Source organism: Paenibacillus sp. N3.4, from assembly GCF_008017805.1.
Lineage (GTDB): Bacteria > Bacillota > Bacilli > Paenibacillales > NBRC-103111 > Paenibacillus_E.
Window position 1 is genome coordinate 26,942 of the sequence record NZ_VRTT01000011.1, and the last position, 21,265, is coordinate 48,206.

The window sequence follows — 21,265 nt, forward strand, 5'->3', positions numbered from 1 at the left end:
CGTTCGTGTTACACAGAAATGATTGACCTTCTAACTTACTGTACAGTAACTTTAGAGAGCATTTCCGCGTCGAATTTCTTCGCTGTGGCGTCAAGCAGCGCTTTGACATCCGCATTTTTATTGGTAAATACCTCCTGCATAACGTTAGTCAATGCCCCATAGAGATCCTGTCCGTAATACGAAGGCTCCGGAACGCCTTTCATTAGCTTAGCGACTTGCGCATCGTATCTGTAAACGTTATCCGGATATTGATCGACAAGCGCCGCAATCTTCTTGCCGTACGCTGAATCTACTTTATAGTAAGCCGGTGCCCCGTACAGGTATACTTGACCCTTACTTTTCCTATCTTCCAGAACCTGCTTCAACTCTGCAATTCCGCTTTCCTTAAACAAATCGAACGTCATGTAATCGAATGCCGCTTGCTGCACTTCAGGCGGCTCCTGCGGATTGACGATATCGTAGTTACCGCCCAGCACACCCGTATGGTCACCCCCCTTTACCATCGATGGCACAGGAAGTATTAGTAGATCTTCTTTTTTCATGCCGCCATTATTTATCGCGTCCTCGATTCTATCACCAAATACCATAGCTGCCCGGCCTTGCTTGAACAAATTGTAAACATCACCGAAGTTTAAAGCCCAGTTCTGCGGGAGTGCATCGCCTTCCCATCTTAATTTCTTCATAAACTCCATCGCTTTGACACCGGCATCGGAGTTGAAGGCCGACGTTACTTTGCCGCCGGTTACATTTTCTGTGGTTCCTCCTGCCGCATATAAGAAGTTTGTCCAGTCCCATCCGCCCTCATTGCCTTTAGCCTTCAATGCAAACCCTGCTATGCCTTTGGCAGGATCGGCAGTCGCTTTAGCCGCCGCATAGAAATCATCCCAAGTCCAGTCAGGCGTTGGTAACGGAACGTTCTTGGCAGCAAACAGCTTTTTGTTGATCATGACAGACACAATATAGCCACTTGCCGGCACGGCATACATTTTTCCATCAATTATGAAGGGGGCTGTTAACTTTTCATTGAAATCATTGGCAAACTCATATTTCGCTAGAAACGGCGTCAAATCTGTAAGCCATTTATGTTCCAACAGCGTCTTTCCCTCGGTAGCAGGAATACGGAACCCAGAAGGAGCTTGATGAGCGGCCATCTTGATGCCGATTTCACTGGGCGCATATTGCCAATCGTTCTTTTTAAAGGTAACGTTTGGATATTTCTCCGCAAAACGATCCAGCTTTTTGTTAACAAATTCAATTCCCGTAAGATTGTCCGACTTGGGAAATTGGACGGTCATCGTGATTGGAGCAGCCTTAGTCGACGCACTAGGGCTAGCCGTCGTTCCCCCCGTTGCTGGACTTTCTTTGCTGTTGGTATTTCCGGTATTACTGTTGTTTCCACAACCGGTTACGATCATCGTCAAAGCGATGAACGTCATGATGCTGAGATTTTTTTTCTTGTTTTTCAACTTGTATTACCCCTTCCTATTTTTGAAAAATGACTTGCACCTTCATCATACTTGGACGGATTTTTGAAATCGATGATGTATTCAGGGATTGTGATGATGGATCCACCTGGATTACCCTTTGGTCCCAGAGAGGTTAAGACCATGCATAATGTTTCTCTGAAAGACCAGAAAGAACAGGAGCGGCGGGATCATGATCACGGTCAATACACTGAACTTGACGTTCCAAGACAGATTCAGCGATTGGATGATATTGCGGTACACCACAGAAGCAATCGGATATTTCTCAGGTGCTGTCAGTACGAGAGACGGCCAGTACCAGTCGTTCCAAGTCGAAGTAAAGGAAAATATGAGCAGTGTAGAAAAAACGGGAATTGACATCGGCACCGCAAGCCGATAAAAACAGCGTAATTCCGATGCCCCATCCAATCGCGCCGCTTCGAATAATTCCTTATTGATTCCGTCGAAAAAGCCTTTGAGCAGCAAGATATTGAAGGCGTTAGCACCTGCAGGCAGCCAGAACGCCCAGTAAGAATTGATTAATCCAAGGCTCTGCAGGTTCAAAAAGCTTGGTATCAAGTAAGTTGCGCTCGGGATCATAAGTGTACTCATAAAAAAAAGTGTTATTCCCTTACGCATAGGCAGCTTCATTTGGGAAAGGCTGAAGGCAGCCAGTCCTACAACAAGCAAAGGGATCGTCGCATTCCCCGCAAAAAGGATCAACGTATTCCAAAAAGCCCGAATTAAATCCACATACTTGAATCCCTCTTTGTAATTGCTCCATTCCAGCTGTTGTGGGAAAAAGCTTGGCGGAAATGAGAAAATTTCCTGTTTGGTTTTGAACGAAGAGAGAATCGTTGTTCCAAATGGATACAACATTGCCGCAGCAAGCGCGATAAGTGCAAGCAGCATGATAAAGTATCCGGCACGAACTGAATTCTTTTTGTAATCAAAAGAAGACATGATACTGCGTTCCCGATTGCTCATACTTCTTTGCTCCTTCCTTGGAGGTAGTAGAGTACGACAGACAGCGATGTGAGCACCAAAAACATGAGAACCCCCATGGCTGAAGCTTTTCCATAGTTTAAGTTCGTAAAGGCTTCATTAATGATCTGGTACATATACGTTAGCGTCGCATTGTTCGGGCCGCCGCCTGTCAGCGCAATATGGGTCGTAAAGCCCTGTGACGTGCTGATCAGTTGCAAAATAAATAGGAGCATATAGAGGTGACGAATGCCAGGAATCGTAATATAGCGAATGCGCTGCATAACGCCCGCGCCATCAATTTCAGCAGCCTCGTATAAATCCTTGGGAATGCTCACGATACCCGCCAAATAGATAAGCGTCGTCCCACCGAATCCTTGCCACGTTTCCGCGATAACGATCGAGATCATGGCCATGCTCTTATCCGTCAGCCACAAAAACGGATGACCACCGAACCATGAAACGATCTGATTCGCTGGTCCAAGCGGATCGTACAACCATTGCCACATCCCATAGAGCACCACTGCTGGCACAATATGCGGCAAATAAACGATTAAACGCATGGCCCCTTGGAACCACCGCAGTTCGGATATGGCAATCGATACAATACTAGGTACCCAGAACCCGATCAGCACACATAGAAACATATAGTAGATGGTGTTCCAGACAGAAATACTCAGGATACTGCTCCCAAGCACCTCACGATAATTAGTCAGGCCAATGAATTTGCTGCCGCTTACGAAATCAATGTTCATAAAGCTGTACATGACCCCTTTAGCAATTGGCGTCCAAAGAAACAAACAAAAAACAATAATTGCCGGTAACAGGAAGAGAATACCCCATAAGTAATCCCTGCATTTCTTAATGAACGGATTACCCGTCTGTCTTTCCTGAATCTTTACGGCTTGTGTGGACACCTCCCCACATCCTTTCTACGATTGGTATGCTTCTTATTGTAAAGATAACCGGACATCAATCCCATGACGGCTTCTCCGAACTTTGTGATCAATTCTATTCATTAATAAAACCGCCCTTTTCAGGCGGTTTTGAGATGATTATTCGGTGTATGCGGCTATTTCATCTTCGGACCGGATGACGGGAAGCCTAATTAAGACTTTCGTTCCGCCTTCTTCCCGTGCGGAGTAAGTCAGTCCATATCCGTTTCCAAATCGCAATTGGATACGTTTATGTACATTACGGATTCCAAAGCCCTTGTCAGGATCGGCCGTTCCCGACAGAAGGGAGTGAATCTTCTCCAAATCTAACGGCCGGAAGCCGTTATCCTCAACGGATATAAGGAGTTTGCCCTCCGATACCTGAATGCCGATCCATACTTCCCCCTCCCCGTCCATTTTACCGATGCCGTGGAGAATGCTGTTTTCTACGAGTGGCTGAATGATGACCTTTGGCAGCAAATAGCCCTCTATGCCCTCTTCGACATGAATGTGAAAGTGAAAGGATTGATTATACCGTTTCTCTTGCAGTTGCAGGTACGCTTCAACGTGATTCAACTCTTCGCGAATCGTAATGATTTCTTTGCCTCGGCTTAAACCGATCCGCAGCATCGTCGACAAGTCCCTGACCATATCAGCGACCTCGGGCACGCCTCCTCGGATACCATACCAGTAAACTGAATCTAAAGTATTATAGAGCAAGTGCGGCGTTATTTGAGAATGCATCAAGATCAGTTCGGACTCTTTCTGCTTGATTTCCATGATGTATTTCTCTTTGACCAACTGGTTCAACCGTTCCGTCATCAAATAGAAGTAGCGGTATGAAATACCTATTTCATCTTTTCTATCCTCTTCTGCATACCTTTCCATTTCTTTGCCCGGCACATAGGAACGAGTGAGACTCGCCAGCCTCACCATCGGCCTCAAGACTGACTTACCCAAATAGAACAGGAAGAACAGGATAACGATGAAATAGCAAATGGCCGTAATCTGGATAATTTCCTGTACGTCATTATAAGAGCCTAATAATGAGCTTAATGGAATCTCATATATCAGTCGATTGGCGTATAAAGGGCTGTCATGATAAACATACATATGGCTGTTCGTGATCCACACGTTCGGCAGCAGTTCTTTCCCGTTGTCTGGTATGGAGAAGGTTAATTCATCAGGGGCCGAACCCACAAGTACCGTACCTCTAGCATCGGTTAGGAATTCTCTCGTATGATCCGGTAGCTTAATTGAATTCATTTCCGAAGTCAGCAGACTTTCGATCTCCGTAGCCACTAATATGCTGATCGTATCCCCGCTATTAGAAAGATCCGTGACGGCTCTTAAATAGGCGATGGTTTTCTGCGAGTTTACATTAAATCCGAACTTATCAATATTTTCTACTAAACCTCTTCCATTTGCCTCAGCCGCTTTTTGGAGCCAAGTTCTTTCTTTCAGGTCTTGTACAAAAAAAACGCCCGAGCCCGACACATCGGTAGAAGGGGCAAAGTAATAATTTGTCGGTCGTTTCGTCAATACGAACAGAGAGTATTTCACACTCGTGGAATAGTTGCCTAGCAGCTTTTCTGTTGCAATGTACTTTTGTACGCGCTGTTCCACATTTAATGTGCTATCATCTTTCCATTTCTGCATGAGATCGGAACTTAAGATCGTCACCAGCTTCTGATCAACAGAATCCATGACTCTGTCCATCGTCGCAAGATTTTGTTTATTTAATTCGGACAAAGCTTTCCCCACCTGCATTTTAATCGAAAGGGAAGCCCGATTTGAGGCAAACCAGAAGATGAGCAGCATCGGAATAAAGATGAACACGATGACAAACAGCAAAGCCTTCTTTGTTAATCGTTGCGATTGCACACTTCTAAACAACAATGGTACTCACCATGCCGATCCACTTATATATGATTCAATTCTGGCTGGAACCAATGAAGGGTCCAGTACGTTTATCCGCGAACAGTATTGGGACTCTCCCCGTAGTATCGTTTAAACACACGGCTGAAATGTTCAGGCGATTCATATCCGACCTCGTCCGCAATTTCGTATCGCTTTTTATTCGTGTTCATGAGCAGTTGTCTGGACTCCTCCATCCGTATCTTCGTCACGAACTCCCACACTGTTTGGTCTGTTATTTGCTTGAATAAATAACTCAAATAGTTGGGACTTAAATGCACATGATCTGCGACATCCTGTATTTTCAGCCCTTTGTTCCGAAAATTCCCGCGAATATACGCAATGGATTGCTGGATAATTGCCATATCATGATCGGTCATGGATGTATGAATAAGCCCCGCTGTATCCAACAAAAATTCGGCGAAACGCTTCTTGATTTCGATTCCTGTAAGCGGAAATTGAAAGAACATGATCGGATCAAGCAACTTATACCCATCTCCTACCGTCTCTTTCATCTCTAATAAGGTGGCGTAAACCCGATAAGCGATACTCAGCGGGATGCCCGCAGTTGAATCGTCGCTCTCGAATATGGGCGAGATATCTGAGATAAACCGGCTGACCAGTTCTTTTACATCTTCTAGTTTTCTCCTAGTCTTGACACATTCAATGAATTGATTGGTTGCTTCCTGCCAATTCACCCTCACCACTGCTTCCTTCAAAGAGAAATCCTCAGCATAAAAGACATTGTGATCTTCGTATAGAGCATGCCATTTTATAGCATTAACAGCTTCACGATAGCTCTCAGGCAGTGTCTGCAACCCTAGCCGTAAAAGACTGATGCCGACAACCACCTCCATATGAAGATAGCCTTGGATGTTGGATACAAGTGTCTTCCCAATTAAATTCAGCTTCGAAACATTTTCCGCCCTGTTCTGCGTATAGTCGGACTCATTATACTGCAGAATCGTTACAATCTGATTGCCTTGACCATAAAAGGTTACCGCATTCCAGTCCGCCAATGTCTCTTCAATAATATTGACAGTTGCATACTTCAGCAAGTTTCGATCCCGGAGCGATTGGATCGCTCCACCCCCAAACCCCACACGATCCCAAAAGAGCTCAACGACAAGCATCAAATAATATGGCCCTTCGAGCTTTAACCCAATCTGTTCGAAAATAAACAGATAATCGTCGGAATTCTCCACAGATCCTGTTATGATTTCATTCAATATATGGGAACGCAAGGATGACATACCCGTCATGGAAAACTTATGTTTTAACGAATCTTCCAAAAGCCGTTTATATTTTCCATGCCGCTCCGACAGTTCCCGGCCAACGACTTGAATTAATTGAGGCAGCAGAACGGGCTTGATCAAGTAATCCCTCGCACCCAAACGAATACACTTCTGCGCATATTCGAATTCATCGTGGGCGGATATGACAACAACCGGAATATCTGGCTTTTCGGACAGAATCGATTCCATCAGTTCAATCCCATTCATCCATCTGGATATCCGTCAGAACAAGATCAATGGACTCCATACGCAAATAATCCAAAGCTTCATAACCGTTCCACGCCGTCAATACTTGTGAAATGTTTAAATCTGAACTCTCCAGGAACTCTTTGATGCCTTGGCACACAATCGCTTCATCGTCTACAACCAGCACCGTGTACATGTATGCACCCCTTTGTTCCGATGAATGCTACCCATTGGTTTGGGTGCATCTCTAACCGCAACAGATTGTTATTTTTCATTATGTAGTCAACAACAAGCATTTGTCGATGACTGATCCTTTGATAAATATGATGTTTCCATGGGTGCGCCACAAATATTTGGGTGAGCATCTAGTGCGATGTTCGGGGCATTGCCCGGTTATTTTTACAATAGAGAGTATATCATCAACAGGAATAGCGTGAAAGAGTTACACGAAACATACCTGATAGACCACAAACCCATAAGGATTTCAGTTCAAGGGACGTTGCAGAAAAAACTAGAACAAGAAGGCGGCCCCTGTTTGGGAGCTGCCTTCCTTTTTCGATATGGTCATATTGTTTTCATCTGGGTGAGGCACTAAGCGAATGGGAGGATATCCCCCAAATTAGTCATTCTTCTCATTGAATATCTTCCTCTCCAATTGTTATTGGTTCACTTGTTGCAACTGCAATACAACGAAACTCATATTGTCCTTCAAATATTTTCAGCTTTGTCAGGTCTCCAGGTTTATAATTCCTGCACGCGCAATAAAAATGATACAGCACGCCATTCCAATAAATAACACTAGACTTATGGGCATGAATTTCGTCAAGTTCTCCTTGCTCTCCGTATGAGATTAATGGCTCTTCCCCACATCGCCAATCTGTTAAATCGTCAGATACTGCCAGAGCACTCTGCGCGTGATTGCAATCGAAACCAAAGGCAAAATTCACCCATTGACGACCGTCATATTTGATACAAGGATCGCTGAAAAATTGACTATAAAAGCTGCCTTCCTTTACCGCAAACACGGGGTTGTTCTCATAACGTTCCCAATGGATCAAATCGTTCGAGAAGGCAATTCCCGTCTCTTCCTTCCATGGCCACTCGTCATCTCTCTTGGCATTGTAGAACATCCAATACTTCTCTTCGTGTTCGATGACACAACATTTATATAAACCTGCCTTTTCCCAATCGGCTCCATCTTTGTTTGTAAAGACAGGCTGATCCAGCCTATGCCATTCCAGTAAATTCTCATCCTCTGTCCATGCGAGTCCCATCACGGCTCCGCCTGCTTCATAGCCCTTCTCGGGATAAGCGTGATACATCATCCAATAGCGATTATTGATCTTTTTGAGTCGTGGCAGGTCGTACAAGCCATTTGATTCCAGCAGCATCCACGATCCTGCAGCACCCACATGATCCCATCTTGCATCCGTGCTCAATCGCGGAAGTATAATCGCCTTATGCTCCCATTTGAGCAAATTGGAGCTTGTTGCCAGCGCTGTTTGATAGCCTGTTCCGTCAAACCCGACGTACATCATATAGAAACAATCCTGATGGGCAAAAACAAAGGGACAATCGACGGCTTGCGAATCAAAATGGCCTTCCACTCCTGATCCACTTAATACCGGTCGGTCGAGCTTATAGGGGGTATGAAGCTGTGTAAACTGCTGAATATCGATTTTCGACATGATGATCCACCTGACTTTCGTATAATTTTAACCTTTAAGCGCTCCTGCGGTAACACCCTTAACGATATATTTCTGCAAGATAACATAGAAAATGATTACAGGAATCGCTGTCAATATAATCGAGGTCAACGCTAAATTCCATTCCAAGCTATACGTGCCAAAATAACGATAAACCATTAACTGCAAAGTCATCATTCCAGGCTTCTGCAGCAGCAGAAAGGATAACAAAAAGTCATTCCACACATAAAGCGTATTTAGAATTGCCGCAGTCGTTGTAATTGGAAGCAATAATGGAAAAACAATTTGAAAAAAGGTTTGGTAAATCGAAGCTCCATCGATGCGAGCCGCCTCTTCCAGATCAATAGGAACCTGCTGAATAAAGCCACGATACAAGAAGATGGTAAAGGGTGAAAAGAGTGCAATGATAATCATAATTAAACCAAATTTAGAGTTGGTAAAATGGATATAGGCAGCTAGTTTCACTAAGGGGATCATGATCGTTTGGAAAGGAATCATCATCGAGAGCACAAAAAACATCAACAATACAAACGCCCAACGCGAATTCATTCGTGATATTTTGTAAGCGGCCATCGAGCTTAGCAGCAAGGTTGCGGTTACACTAAAAAACGTAATAATCAACGTATTGAAAAAGGTTTGCAAATAGTTCATGTCATTCCAAACCTTCAAATAATTATCCAGGTTTATTTGCTTGGGCATATCTACAAAGGAGACGAATATTTCCCCAGCCGTTTTAAAGGAATTGGAGACAGCAAATAGGATGGGCACTAGAAAAAGGAGACCTAGAAGGATCGCCGCAATCTCTCTTGTCCAGCTAAGGTGTTTTTTCATAAAGCTACACCTCTCTCTTGTTAAGAATCCAAAATTGCAGACTCGTAATCATCAAGATCATCAAGCAAAATACAATCGACTTTGCTGTACCGGAGCCAAATGAATTATTGGTAAATGCCTCCCGATAAATATTCATCGCTATACTCTGACTCGAATTAGCTGGTCCACCATTGGTTAATGCCAAAATCACATCAAATACTTTAAGTGATTGTGTTGTCGTAATGAAAACATTGGAGATAAATGCCGGAATCATCAAGGGAAGAGTTAGCTTCATGAATTCTTGAAATTTATTTACCCCATCAACCCGCATAGCTTCTTTCAATTCAGAAGGAATGCCCTGTAAACCAGCCAAATAGATCAGCATAGCCAAGCCTACATTCTGCCAAACGGAAACCCCAACAATCGAGTAAATCACCGAATCGGGATTCCCCAGAAAGCTAAAGGTCAAAAACGGAAGATGATGGGTTTTGCCTATTTCAAAAAAAACGGAAGAAAATAAAAACTTCCATAAAAAACCGACCACGATAAGACTCAGCACATTGGGAGAAAAGAATACCGTTCGCAAAAAGGTTCTTGATTTCAACTTTGTGTCCACAAGCAGCGCTAACAGCAATCCAATAAAATTGATAAAAATAAAGTTTAATACGGCAAATTTAGAAGTAAAAATAATAGCCAGCAAAAAGTTTTCATCCGCGCGGAATACTTGCACATAGTTGGCGAAACCAATCCAATGAAAGGTCTTTTGCAATCCATCCCAATCTGTAAAGGAATAGAGCACGGAACCGCCCAAAGGAATGATAAAAAATAATATATACAGCAAACCAATGGGTCCAATAAAAAACGAAAACTCGCTGATTTGTTTAAACCTTCGTGTAAAATCCATTATTTTTTAGCCCAGGAAGCTTGCATCGCTTCGATGGTTTGATCTAGATTTTTCTTTTTAAACATATAGGCGGACATGATCATTTCCGCGTCTGTTCTTGTTCCTCCCGACATATAGACCTGAGCCCATGGCACCACTTTTTTAGCTGCAATATAGGATTGAATATCTGCCGAAATGGGATCGCCTGCTACCTTTACATCTTCAATGGCAGGAATTTGCTGCATGTTGCCATTGGCAATCTGATTACCTTCTTTAGATGTCAGCCAAGCAAACAGTTTTTTGGCTGCATCTGCATGTTTGGAATCGCTGCTTATGGCATAAGACACGTTAATATTTACGCCAAGCTTCGTGTCTTCCGCTTTCTCACTATAAGGAATGGCAGCAAGACCTAAATTAACCTTATCGTTGATTTTCAAAATACTGCTATAAGCCCAGTATCCTTGCTGAATCATCGCTACTTTTCCTTGTGCCAGCAATGCCATCTCTGCATTATAATCATTGGTGGCCATTTTTCCATCTGCATTCGCAAGCATCATATCGATCGTTTTAAAACCATTCTTCAAGGCATCCGATGAAAGCGCGCCTCCGCTTTTAACTTGCTCCGATAATGCTTTAACATCGCTTGCTGTTCCCGCAATCGTGGTAAAAAGCGAATGCGCCAAGGTCCAAGGATCTGCACCTGCCACGGCAAAGGGTGTTATTTCTGCGGCCTTTAGCTTATCAATCGCTTCCTTTAAACCTGTTTGCGTTTTAGGAAATTCAGCAATACCTGCTTTTTTGAACAGATCCTTGTTGTAATAAATGCCCATACCGGATACATCCAACGGTACACCATATATTTTTCCATCGGGAGTGCTCATCTGAGTTTTAATCTGGTCGGCATAATTGCCGATGAAAGGCTCCTTGGCGATATCAACGATATAACCGGCATTGCCTAATTCGAGCAGATCGCCATATTCCCCCATAACAATATCCGGTGCTTGTTTGGCAGCGATTTTGGTTTTAATACACTGTAGTAATCCTTGTCGTTGACGACTAATTCAACTTTAATGTCAGGGTTTTTTTCTGAAAAAGATTTGAATGTCTTTTCCAAAGCTTCACGCTTATCGACATTGAATAAATAAGCGGAAAGTACGATCGATTTTGCCGAGGCAGTTGTGGGGGATTTCGCAGAATCTATTGCTGTTGCTGCCGTATTATCCGATTTTCCACAGCCATTCAACAAAACTGAAGACATGAACAGGCCAATAAGTGTTATCCCTAAAAATTGTTTTTTCATTTTGTCCAACCCCTTTGTCATATAAGAACTATCTTTATCGTACTAGATGGGTGAACGCTGAAATAGATCAATATTAATAAGACAAATAACACGATATTAATGATTACCTTATTTCTTTACACGCTGCTCTCGATATTCCGAAGGCGTTCGACCTAGGGCTCGATGAAACATTTTATTAAAATAGCTATAATTGTCGTATCCCACCAGCATCGCAACTTGTGAGATCAACATATCTTCCTCGACCAGAAGTTCACATGCTTTTTCTATACGCTTAAAATGAATGTAATTGAGTACTGTGGTTTCAAAACGAGACTTAAACCGGTTAGCCAAATATTCCTTGCTCACATAAAAACGATCCGCTAGATCCGCAAGTGAAATGTTCTCCGCATAGTTAAAATCGATATAATCCTTGACTGCGTTAAGCTTATCCGGAATAGCTGTATTTTGAGGGCTATCCCTGTATTGATTTAATACTTTATTGATGAGGTGCACAAATGTATCGCGTGCGACTGTTTCACTAAATTGTAATTGGAAGCAAAAATAAACAGGATCGGTTAATCCACGTTCGTATTCAAGTGATAAATCGAACAGGGCTTCTATATGGTTTCGCAAGCTAGCATATACATGAAACAAAAAATGGGCTGTTACTATATTCGTTTTTGCGGCAAATTGGAATAATTCATCCACGATTATTTTCACTTGATAATGCAGCTCATGTTTAATAATATGAGCAACCCCATGAACAAACTTTGCTGTATGTTCATGGATCAAGTCATTTGTTGGCGTCAAAGCTACGGTAGAACTCTCCATGACAGTTTCTGTATTATGAATGTTTTTAAAGTTAACATGCTGAACACTGTCCTCCAATTTATGTATCAGCAAGGAGACTTCTGAAAAGCTCGCATAGCCTTGATGATTCAACACAAAGGCATCAAGCTTCATAATCTTATGAAAGGCTTTGAGCATACTATTCAAAGGAATAAAGGCATTATGGGAACGCGGCATTAAGATCCAGAACGCGCCATCTAATCTTTCGGAGGGGCCGATCCATGCAGAGCCGCTCTTATGCTCTAATGCTTCTTCTGCGAACTTGCGAATGCCAAATCGAAGCAACTCTCTTTCTTTCTGAAATCGTTCTTCCAGCGTATATTGATAATTTTTAATAATGAGCAATTGTACGGAATATTGAACATGCTGCTGAATTTCCGGTACTTCAGATTTCTCCTTCTCGCTTAATAATTCACCACGATAGATTTTTTGCAGGATGTGATTTCGTTTCTGGTTGAAGGCTTCAAGCTTATTTTGGCTTAACATGACATGAACCTGGGTGAAGGAATCCTCACGCTCCAACTGCTCCAACGCTTTTTCCAGCGCCCTTTTCACATCGTGTACGTCAAATGGCTTTAATAAATAATCAACCACATCATTAGCAATCGCCTGCTTGGCATAATCAAAGTCACTGTACCCACTGACGATAATAACGAGGATTTTCGACCCTTGCTCACGCAGCTTACGAAGCAATTCCAAACCCTTTAATTCTGGCATTACGATATCTAAAAATAAAATGTGCGGGTGTAAAGCAGCGATCATAGCTTCCGCCTGTAGACCGGTTTCTGCTTCTCCAACAATTTCTATATGTTTATCTAATGTGTGTAATAAGCTTACTAATGCTTTGCGTACTTTGGGCTCATCATCCGCAATTAACACCTTGTGCATGTCCAATCCCCTTCCATGAAATAGTAACTTTTGTCCATTGTCCTATCTCACTTTCGATCTGAATGCCAGTAGAACCTGGAAAAGCATGCAAAATCCTTTGCTGCACATTATTCAATCCAATATGCTGTTCAAAATTAACTTTATTCGTGAGATGCAGCGCCAATTGATTCAATTCATCTGTACTCAACCCGATACCCGAATCTATGACAATAATACGAACTTCGTCATCTTCTTCCACAGCTTTAATATGAACGGAGCCCTTGCCTTTACCGGCAACACCGTGAATAAGTGCATTCTCCACAATGGGCTGCAACGATAATTTAACAGTGGGGATGTGTAACAAATGCTCTGCAATATCAACTGAATACGTTAGCTTGTCTTCAAAGCGGTACTTTTGAATGAGCAAGTAATGCTCGATATGTTCGATCTCCCTAGCAAGATGCACGACATCACTGCCCGGCTCAATCGTATAACGAAACATCGAAGATAGCGCTTTTATCATCGTGGTAATGGAAGTTGCACCTGCATCCAACGCCTCCGAGTAGATCGAAGTTAACGTATTATAAAGGAAATGCGGATTGATTTGTGCTTGCAAAGCTTTAACCTGCGCATAAGATTCACTTAATTTAAGATCATATTCATTCTGGATTAGTTCATCAATTTTAAAAACCATCCTATCAAACTGGTTGGCTAAATAACCAATTTCATCTTTTCTGCTTAAGTTTGTATCTTGTTCCTTTACAGAAAAGTCTCCTTGGCCGACATCTTTCATCCGTCTAACCAACTGAGCAACGGGCTTGGAGATTTGCAGGGCAATAAACATAGCCAAAATTATGCCTACTAATAAAAAGAGGACTCCCCAATAGAGAATCGATTTAACTGTCTGCAATGCCGTTTGTTCAAGAATCGATTTTGGAAAGTAGGTAATGACAGACCAACCATACATATTCTTTTCACTTGTAATCTCAATAAAATTCTCCGGCTTATCGACTTCTTTTTGCGTAGAGAAAATAGGTCGATTGTCCGCATTCATAACCACAATTCGCTCATGCTCATATTGATTGCTAAGCAAGTCTCCAAAAAAATTAGCATCCATGCTGACGCCTAAAACTGCCATCGGCTTTTTCACTATAATATCCGGTATCGACCTGCCTATAAAAAAAAGCGGCTGCACCCTGTCACTAGGCTCCGGAGCTGTTGGGAAAATTGTCATCATACCATCTCCAGCTTCAGCCTTGCTGATCCAAGCATAATCCCCTTCATGCACAACAGGTGTGCTTTGAATGGAACGCTCATGCGCATTAATGCTATATAATTTATGTAATGGCCGGACAAACAAATAAACATCACTATAATTATTTAATGAACCGCTCAACACAATTAGTAAATTTTTCACCCTGCTTTGTTGCTCTACCAGATCCGGTTCATCCTTTGCCGGTGCGGTTACATAATTATAAATCTCTGAAGTCTGATAAATACTCATTAGCTTGTTGTCCACATCGGTGATGGAAAGCTGCAACGATTTATTAAGCTGATTGATCTCTTTTGTATGATAGGTGATGAATTCTTCCTTCAACCGTTTTTGGACCGTATTGTAAGTAATAAACAGACTTATAAATAGCGGTGTCAGCGTAGATACCAGGAGTAATAATAGCAATTTGTATTTTATTTTCATCTCATCCCCCCACTATTAGTGTAAAGCATATACACACTTAGTGTCCAAATTCTTTAGGGGAATGCACAGTTAAAAAAGACACCTGCTCCCTGTACAGGGAGCAGGTGTCAAGGATCAATTACTTACTTTCACAACCATCTTCTCACTAACCGTTGCTCCCGCATAATTAAGGAGTTCACATTGATACTCATACGTACCTTTCGGTTTATTGCGGATCACCGTTGTGACCGACTGTGCGCTCGGCGATCGATCAGTAAGCTGCTGCGTATCAATGAGCATGCCATTTTCATACAGGCGATACATCGTACCGTTGGTGCCCCACCACATATTCATGCTGACCTTGAAGTTTCCGCCACCGTTCCAGTTATCATGGGAGAGAACCGGAACTGCCGGTGCTGCCTGCGTGACGGTTACTGTATGAACATCGCTTCTCGTCGTACCCGATGCGTTGGAGAGCTCCGCATAATAACGGTAGGTACCGTTATTCCGGTAAGTAACAGCTGTCACGGTGCTTTGGGCATTCGGGGAATGAGCCGTGAGGGTTTGCGTATCAATCAGGACGTCATTCTCATATAGCTTATACGTACTGCCATTATTTCCCCACCACATGTTCATGGTGACCGAGTACTTGCCATCCATAATTCCCGTGTCGTACCCATTATCATCCGACAAAACAGCTTTTCCAGGAGCATCTTGAGGATTTGGCTTCGTCGAAGGCTTCACCGTAACGACCCCGCTACCCTCGCTGGAAAGGAAATATGTCGCATCATTCCGACTGAAAGTAACTTGTATCGGATAAAGCTTTTCCTGATCCGTGCTGGCCGCCCCCTGGATGGTATAGTCCAGTACCGCTACCCCGTTCACATCGGTAACTGCGGTTCCGATGGTATTCCCGTTCACAGCAAAAGACACGCTTTCCCCTGTAATCGGTTGACCGTTCTTATCCTGAAGCGACGCCCTTAGCTTAATCGTATCGTTAACCTGTCCTTCTGCGTTTGACGCTGCCAATACCGTGCTATGGTACAGCTTGAAAGGAATCGTTTGCTCGGCGGCATGCCCTGCCTGATCAACAGCTTTCACAAACAACGTATGATTCCCGCTGCGGGTTACAGGTGTACCGGATACCCAATTTTCGCCATTCAATGTAACTTGAACGGTTTGCAGATCGCCGTCTTCATCTTTGGCCTTTACGACCGGAATCACTTGATCCGTGTAGCTCTCCCCAGCTGTGACCCCTTCGATGGTTATAACGGGAGGAGACGGATCTTTGATGATCTGAACGGTTCTGAATTTCTTGGGATCTTTCGTTTCACCAATGCCGGAGCCCCACTCGATATACCCTTTGCGACCGGCACCATCGTTATCATTAACGAGCAGCGAGAAGCTGAAGGCACTATTTGTTTCCGGATTAATCGGTGCAAGCTCAGACCATGGAAGCGCAAGCTCATAGACCGTCATCTTCTGTTCTTCGTCTCGCGTAATCTGCAAGGAACCGTTCGTCACAAGTCCCTTGTTGCTGGAATCAGGCAAAAACCAACGATAGATTTGTGGCCCCAGCGGCGTTTGGGATATCCCATATTCATACCAGCCCAGGTTCTCTCCGGGGATACCTGCCATCGCTGCAAACTGGATGCTGTCGTTTTTCCAGATCTCCGTTCCGCTTGCGGGAGTGAAATGAATATCATCTTTGATCTTCGCGGTCAGATAGAACTGATCCCGATCCCAGTTCAACCATACGCTGCCGTCCAAATCCGATGGGCCCGCATAATTTTGCATTTTTACCGTCCCTTGCGACAACATGGCGAGCGGCGGCGACGCTACAATCGCAGGGTCAGCCAAGCCGTCAATTTGTACCGTTCCGGGAAGGATCGGATTGAAATCCAGCTTCCCTCCGTAAACGAAAGATGCTTTTCCGTCAAATTGGACGGTCACTTGCGCTTGGTTGCTAGCTCCGTATTTAAAGCCGCTCAGTGGAATATCAAACGTCTTGGTGGTGTCTGGAGGAATCACATAGGTCAAATCTTGTGAGCCTGACTGGTTACCGAACTGCCAATCGGCTTTCCTGACGGTTAGACCTTGCCGCTTGGAATAGTTCTGAATTTGTATCTTCAATGCCTCAGCCTTCGTATTCACATCGGTAATAACTGGAATGATTCGTACACGGTAAGAAGGGAGCGTCTGAATAGCTTGCTTCAGTCTTCCGATTCGGTTCCCGTTTACTGTCAAATCACCTGTTACATAGCGAATGCCTTCCTGACTCAATCCAGGCAGAGCAAACGGCTGTGACGCATTCTGACCGGCTCCCGCGTACAAAGGATAGGTTGAGCCTTCCACAGTAAATGTTGCAGTCAGCGGCGATGTGGATGCATTATTTACTTCCACACTCAGCAATACTGGCTCACCAGTTACGGCTTCTGCTCCCGTCAATGCGAACGTCGAATCGACCGCAATACCGTCAATATCGCTTTGAATGTAAATAGGTTCGGCGGTTAGTGTCATATACACCTTGCCATTCAGTGGTGTGTACGTTTCCGTGTTACCCATTATATCCGTGACTTGAATCGGTACATTCGTTTGAATGGCTGCCTGCACGGGGGTATTGGCCCAAACAACCCTTAGCTTCTGGCCGTTTTTATCAAATTTGTAGCTGGTTATGCCCGTACCGACGGTTTCTTGTTCGACAAATGAGGCGCCAATTAATTCTCGGGTCATCGCCCCGTAAGCCGCATAGGCTGGTTTCGGCGTGAATTGGCCCTTGGGATCGTTCTGATGTCGAATGAGACCAAAATTATTTTCGCCATAGTCGGCTTGCATGCCATCGTTCATCAAGTCGTACCAGAACACTTTCTCGACGCCGGCGCCCAGCGCCTGCACATAGGCACGCACCAAATAATCCGCTTGCGTTTTTTCGGCTACGCCCGTGGTGCCAATGTGTGTCGGCCAGCCGACTTCTGTAATCCAAAGCGGTTTGTCTTGACCTTGATTATATTTCCGGATCAAGCTTTTCGCATCAAGCACAGCCTGCAGCATGCCATCTGGGGTTAGATTGTATGGATGGATGGAAACTGCATCCATGTACTGAAGTCCGCCAAGCTTAAATACTTCCTCCATCCAGGGGATATCGACAGCTGTTGCCATGCCGACTACGGTGACGTCCGGTCTGGCAGCTTTCACCGTCTCGTAGGTCTTCTTCAGCAGTTTAAAATAATAGTCTGGACGTGAGTCTGCCGGACCGTTCCCCCGATCACCGAAACCTCCGTTGAACTCATTGTAGACTTCCACCCATTCCATCTGATTGCCATATAAGTCCAACAAAGCCTTGCCATAATTGGCGAACCCCTGACGGCCATCGTCTGAATAGGGCGTACTGTCTTGATCGTAAAACGGATTCGTAAAGTCAAGGGTGATGAACGGCTTTAGGCCGTCTTGCTGTGTTTTCCGCATAAAGGCATCACGGCCTGGCGGCTTCTGATATTTCCCTTTTTCATATTCAACATCTACCCATGTAATTTCGTCACGGACATTTTTGGCCCCCGCCCGCTTCAACAGCGTACTTAACTCAGGCGTCCATCCGGAGCTTGTTCTAGCAAGGTGAGTGGATACCCCAAATGGAGAGTTGTCTGCCAGAGTTGGGTCATCAGCCGCCAAGCGGGCAAACGAAATGTCCGTACTCTGAATCGTTTGACCACCCTTCTTCGCAGCAACAGATAGCTTATAATAACCAAGCTGCTGAACAGGAATCGTCAAATTCAATTGTCCGCCCTGCACCGCCTCGGTGCCTGCCAATACTTGATGATCCAAATGATCATAAACGCTCCAGCTTACCGTATCTCCCCTTGTTGTGAGAGGAAAGGATGCAGGCTCTCTCGCCAGGAAGACATTCCCCAATTGGGACTGCTGAACGGCTAAATCCGGGAAGGAACCGGTCGCAACGACATTGTCGAAGCGGATATCCCCGCTTGTTTTGCCGCCGACCAGACCGGACTTCTCCACCAAAAGCCCGATTGCCTGGGCGGGACCATGCCATACCCCGTCGTTTGCCCCGCTGTAATGCAAATAGCTTGTGCCGGCGTTAAAGGTCCACACTTCGATTTTTTGCCAATCGCCGGTAGGTGCCAAGGCAATTTTCTGCTGATGTACCTGCCCGGTCGAGTCCTTCGCCAGCAGCAGGACCACAGAGTAATCGGACGTTTTGACCCAGAACGACAGTTTCTTCATATCTATAGGCGTAGAAAAGCTTCGTCCGAGCGAAACATTCAGCCCGCCAGCGCTGAAATTTCCGCTCAGCTTGCCTGAGTAAGCCCCCGACTTGACCTCGGCCGTATCCCGTATATATTCGCCCTTGGCTCCGCCTTGCGAGGCCAGCGACCATATGTCGAAACCGTTCTCGAAGGTGCCGATGGCGTTCTCCCATACGGTCTCCTGAGGCGGTGCGGTTACCGACACATCGTCTATCCAAGCGTCTCCGCTCGTTTTGCCGCCGATCAAGTTGGACTTCTCCAGCAAAAAGGAGATGCCAATAGCGGGACCGTGCCATTTGCCGTCGTTAGCGCCGCCGAAATGCAGATAGTTCGTGCCGATGTTGAAGGTGCTGATTTCGATCTTCTGCCAATTGGCATTCGCCAGCGCGATCTTCCGCTGATGCACCTGTCCGGTCGAATCAACTACCCGAAGCGTAACCCCGGAGGCGTCGGCAGACTTCAGCCAAAACTCCAGCTTCCGCATGTCCAAGGGCAGAAAATTTTTACTGATGGCCACATATTTGCCGCCCGCACTGAAATCGCCATGTAACTTCCCCGAAAAGGTCCCGGATCTCGGAGCCGACGCATCCCGTCCATACGCGCCTTGAGCTCCCGGAAACTCGGATCCCAAGCTGAAATTCCAAAGTTCTTCATCGCTTTCAAAATTGCCGATCGTTACGTTTTGCAAGGCTTCCTCCGCTTGCACCGTTGTCGCATTTCCTCCCGGCAGAAGTCCGTTCATAGGCAAGGCGGACAAAAGCAGGACCAGCACCAAGCTTACCATCCACTTTTTCATTTCCAATTTCATTCACTCCCTCATTTGTCATTTTCCATCTAATCGGCAATCCTATCACCGGGCCGTTCCCAGAGTTCGACTATCACATGATGGACCAAAATATAAGAAAGCGTTTACATCGGGGCACAAGACTATCAGCTGTTAGAACTTGCCCGGTCGTTTATGTCCATAATGCCGACCCAGAGCACATCATGCTCATCCGAAAACGTGAAGGTGACCTTACGGCTGTCCGGACTAAATGATGGATGCGGGTGACCAGGATGCATCCCACGGCATGGCAGCTCGCATAGCAGCTCAGACTGTTTCGTAGCCGTGTTGATGAGCACGATTTTGGAAATGCCGGGCTCCTGTGTATCCGCCGCCGCATATCGGCCGTCAGGACTAATGCCGACATGCCAATACCTGTAGTCTCCGTTAATGAATTCGTGCCGCTCGCCCCGACGATCCACGAAATATACGCCAGTCGGTTTATCCGGGCTATGCGGATATTTCACGAAGTACAGTCCGCTGCCGTCGAACGCCCATATCTCGTGCCCAACATATTCGACTGGCCGTCCGCTCTCCTCCCTTTTCTGCGAAAAGAGGTTGCTCATTTCCCCGGTTTCCGTATCGACCACCCAGAGCCGATCTGGAATTTGCTCCGTGGCGCCTTCATGGGAAAAAAACACCTGATTCGGATCAATCGGATTGATCATCGCATGATTCGCTATCGGGTAAGGCTCAGCAAATTGAGGATGGGCTGCTTCGCATACCTCGCCGCTGGCCACATTTACCGTGCCGATCACCCATTCGGCACCCCCAGACTCAGCATCCTCGGACGGATGAAGCGCCTCCTTCCAATACACGCCAAGCACTTTGCCGTCGTTCGTTATCGACAAAGGCCCAAAGAACGTGCAATGTTCCCCCAGCTTGCAAATCGTACGTCTTTCCCCGCTCCATGCATCAATTGCGTATAGCTCATTCTTGTTCAATAAATAGATGATATCATCGCACGAAACAACCCCGCTTCCCCAAGTCAGACCTTCTTCCAGCACCTGCACATCACCCGTTTCCGTATCAAAACGCACGATGTTACCCGTCCACGTCTCCCGGTTCATGTCCGTGTGCACAATGAGATGTCGGCTGTTCGACAACCATGTCATCGCGGTAAAATAATTATGAGCTGTATCGCGTCCTTTGCACCCGACCGAGAGGATCGGCAGTCCTGTGATTTTGTCTGCAAATGATGTACTCGTTAACATCGTTAATACCTCCTATTCCTGCACAAGATTCACCCCCCACAGATTCCTTCCCGAAGGGGAATACGAATATGAGAAGTGGATCCACTATAGAACCGCTAATGCGGCATTTACAGCTTC

Annotated in this window: 14 protein-coding genes and 1 pseudogene; all 15 read right to left on the reverse strand. The window is 45.1% G+C overall.

Going from position 1 to position 21,265, the window contains the following annotated elements:
• Positions 1–35: 35 nt before the first annotated feature.
• The gene (locus tag FU659_RS07995) at positions 36–1,466 is read right to left on the reverse strand and encodes an ABC transporter substrate-binding protein (protein WP_261807681.1); all 1,431 of its coding nucleotides are present in this window, start codon (positions 1,464–1,466) and stop codon (positions 36–38) included.
• 111 nt (positions 1,467–1,577) lie between these two features.
• Positions 1,578–2,450, reverse strand: coding sequence for a carbohydrate ABC transporter permease (locus FU659_RS08000; protein ID WP_147947082.1), 873 nt, complete (start codon positions 2,448–2,450; stop codon positions 1,578–1,580).
• A complete protein-coding gene (locus FU659_RS08005; RefSeq protein ID WP_261807682.1) occupies positions 2,447–3,364 on the reverse strand; it encodes a carbohydrate ABC transporter permease in 918 nt (305 codons plus the stop codon). The genes FU659_RS08000 and FU659_RS08005 overlap by 4 nt, the downstream gene beginning before the upstream one ends.
• A 138-nt stretch (positions 3,365–3,502) precedes the next feature.
• The gene (locus FU659_RS08010; RefSeq protein WP_147947083.1) at positions 3,503–5,278 is read right to left on the reverse strand and encodes a cache domain-containing sensor histidine kinase; all 1,776 of its coding nucleotides are present in this window, start codon (positions 5,276–5,278) and stop codon (positions 3,503–3,505) included.
• Between the two features lie 74 nt (positions 5,279–5,352).
• The gene (locus FU659_RS08015) at positions 5,353–6,561 is read right to left on the reverse strand and encodes a helix-turn-helix domain-containing protein (RefSeq protein WP_397355318.1); all 1,209 of its coding nucleotides are present in this window, start codon (positions 6,559–6,561) and stop codon (positions 5,353–5,355) included.
• 132 nt (positions 6,562–6,693) lie between these two features.
• Positions 6,694–6,976, reverse strand: a pseudogene (locus FU659_RS08020) (response regulator); the annotation flags it as partial.
• A gap of 436 nt (positions 6,977–7,412) precedes the next feature.
• Positions 7,413–8,468 carry a glycoside hydrolase family protein gene (locus tag FU659_RS08025; protein WP_261807683.1) on the reverse strand — a complete coding sequence of 352 codons (1,056 nt, stop codon included), beginning with the start codon at positions 8,466–8,468 and terminating at the stop codon, positions 7,413–7,415.
• A gap of 27 nt (positions 8,469–8,495) precedes the next feature.
• Positions 8,496–9,317: a carbohydrate ABC transporter permease gene (locus FU659_RS08030; protein ID WP_147947086.1), complete on the reverse strand. Its 822-nt coding sequence runs from the start codon at positions 9,315–9,317 to the stop codon at positions 8,496–8,498.
• Between the two features lie 4 nt (positions 9,318–9,321).
• Complete coding sequence (locus tag FU659_RS08035) at positions 9,322–10,200, reverse strand: carbohydrate ABC transporter permease (RefSeq protein WP_147947087.1); 879 nt, start codon at positions 10,198–10,200, stop codon at positions 9,322–9,324.
• Positions 10,200–11,165, reverse strand: coding sequence for an ABC transporter substrate-binding protein (locus tag FU659_RS08040; protein WP_261807684.1), 966 nt, complete (start codon positions 11,163–11,165; stop codon positions 10,200–10,202). Before FU659_RS08040 ends, FU659_RS08035 begins: the two co-directional genes overlap by 1 nt.
• Positions 11,135–11,479 carry a type 2 periplasmic-binding domain-containing protein gene (locus FU659_RS08045; RefSeq protein WP_147947089.1) on the reverse strand — a complete coding sequence of 115 codons (345 nt, stop codon included), beginning with the start codon at positions 11,477–11,479 and terminating at the stop codon, positions 11,135–11,137. Before FU659_RS08045 ends, FU659_RS08040 begins: the two co-directional genes overlap by 31 nt.
• Positions 11,480–11,587: 108 nt before the next feature.
• Positions 11,588–13,195, reverse strand: a complete 1,608-nt coding sequence (locus FU659_RS08050) for a response regulator transcription factor (protein ID WP_147947090.1) — start codon at positions 13,193–13,195, stop codon at positions 11,588–11,590.
• Entirely contained in the window at positions 13,170–14,870 is a 1,701-nt protein-coding gene (locus FU659_RS08055) for a cache domain-containing sensor histidine kinase (RefSeq protein ID WP_147947091.1), read from the reverse strand. The genes FU659_RS08050 and FU659_RS08055 overlap by 26 nt, the downstream gene beginning before the upstream one ends.
• A gap of 114 nt (positions 14,871–14,984) precedes the next feature.
• The gene (locus FU659_RS08060) at positions 14,985–19,919 is read right to left on the reverse strand and encodes a chitinase N-terminal domain-containing protein (RefSeq protein ID WP_147947092.1); all 4,935 of its coding nucleotides are present in this window, start codon (positions 19,917–19,919) and stop codon (positions 14,985–14,987) included.
• Positions 19,920–20,041: 122 nt separating this feature from the next.
• Positions 20,042–21,148: a TolB family protein gene (locus tag FU659_RS08065; RefSeq protein ID WP_147947093.1), complete on the reverse strand. Its 1,107-nt coding sequence runs from the start codon at positions 21,146–21,148 to the stop codon at positions 20,042–20,044.
• Positions 21,149–21,265: the final 117 nt, after the last annotated feature.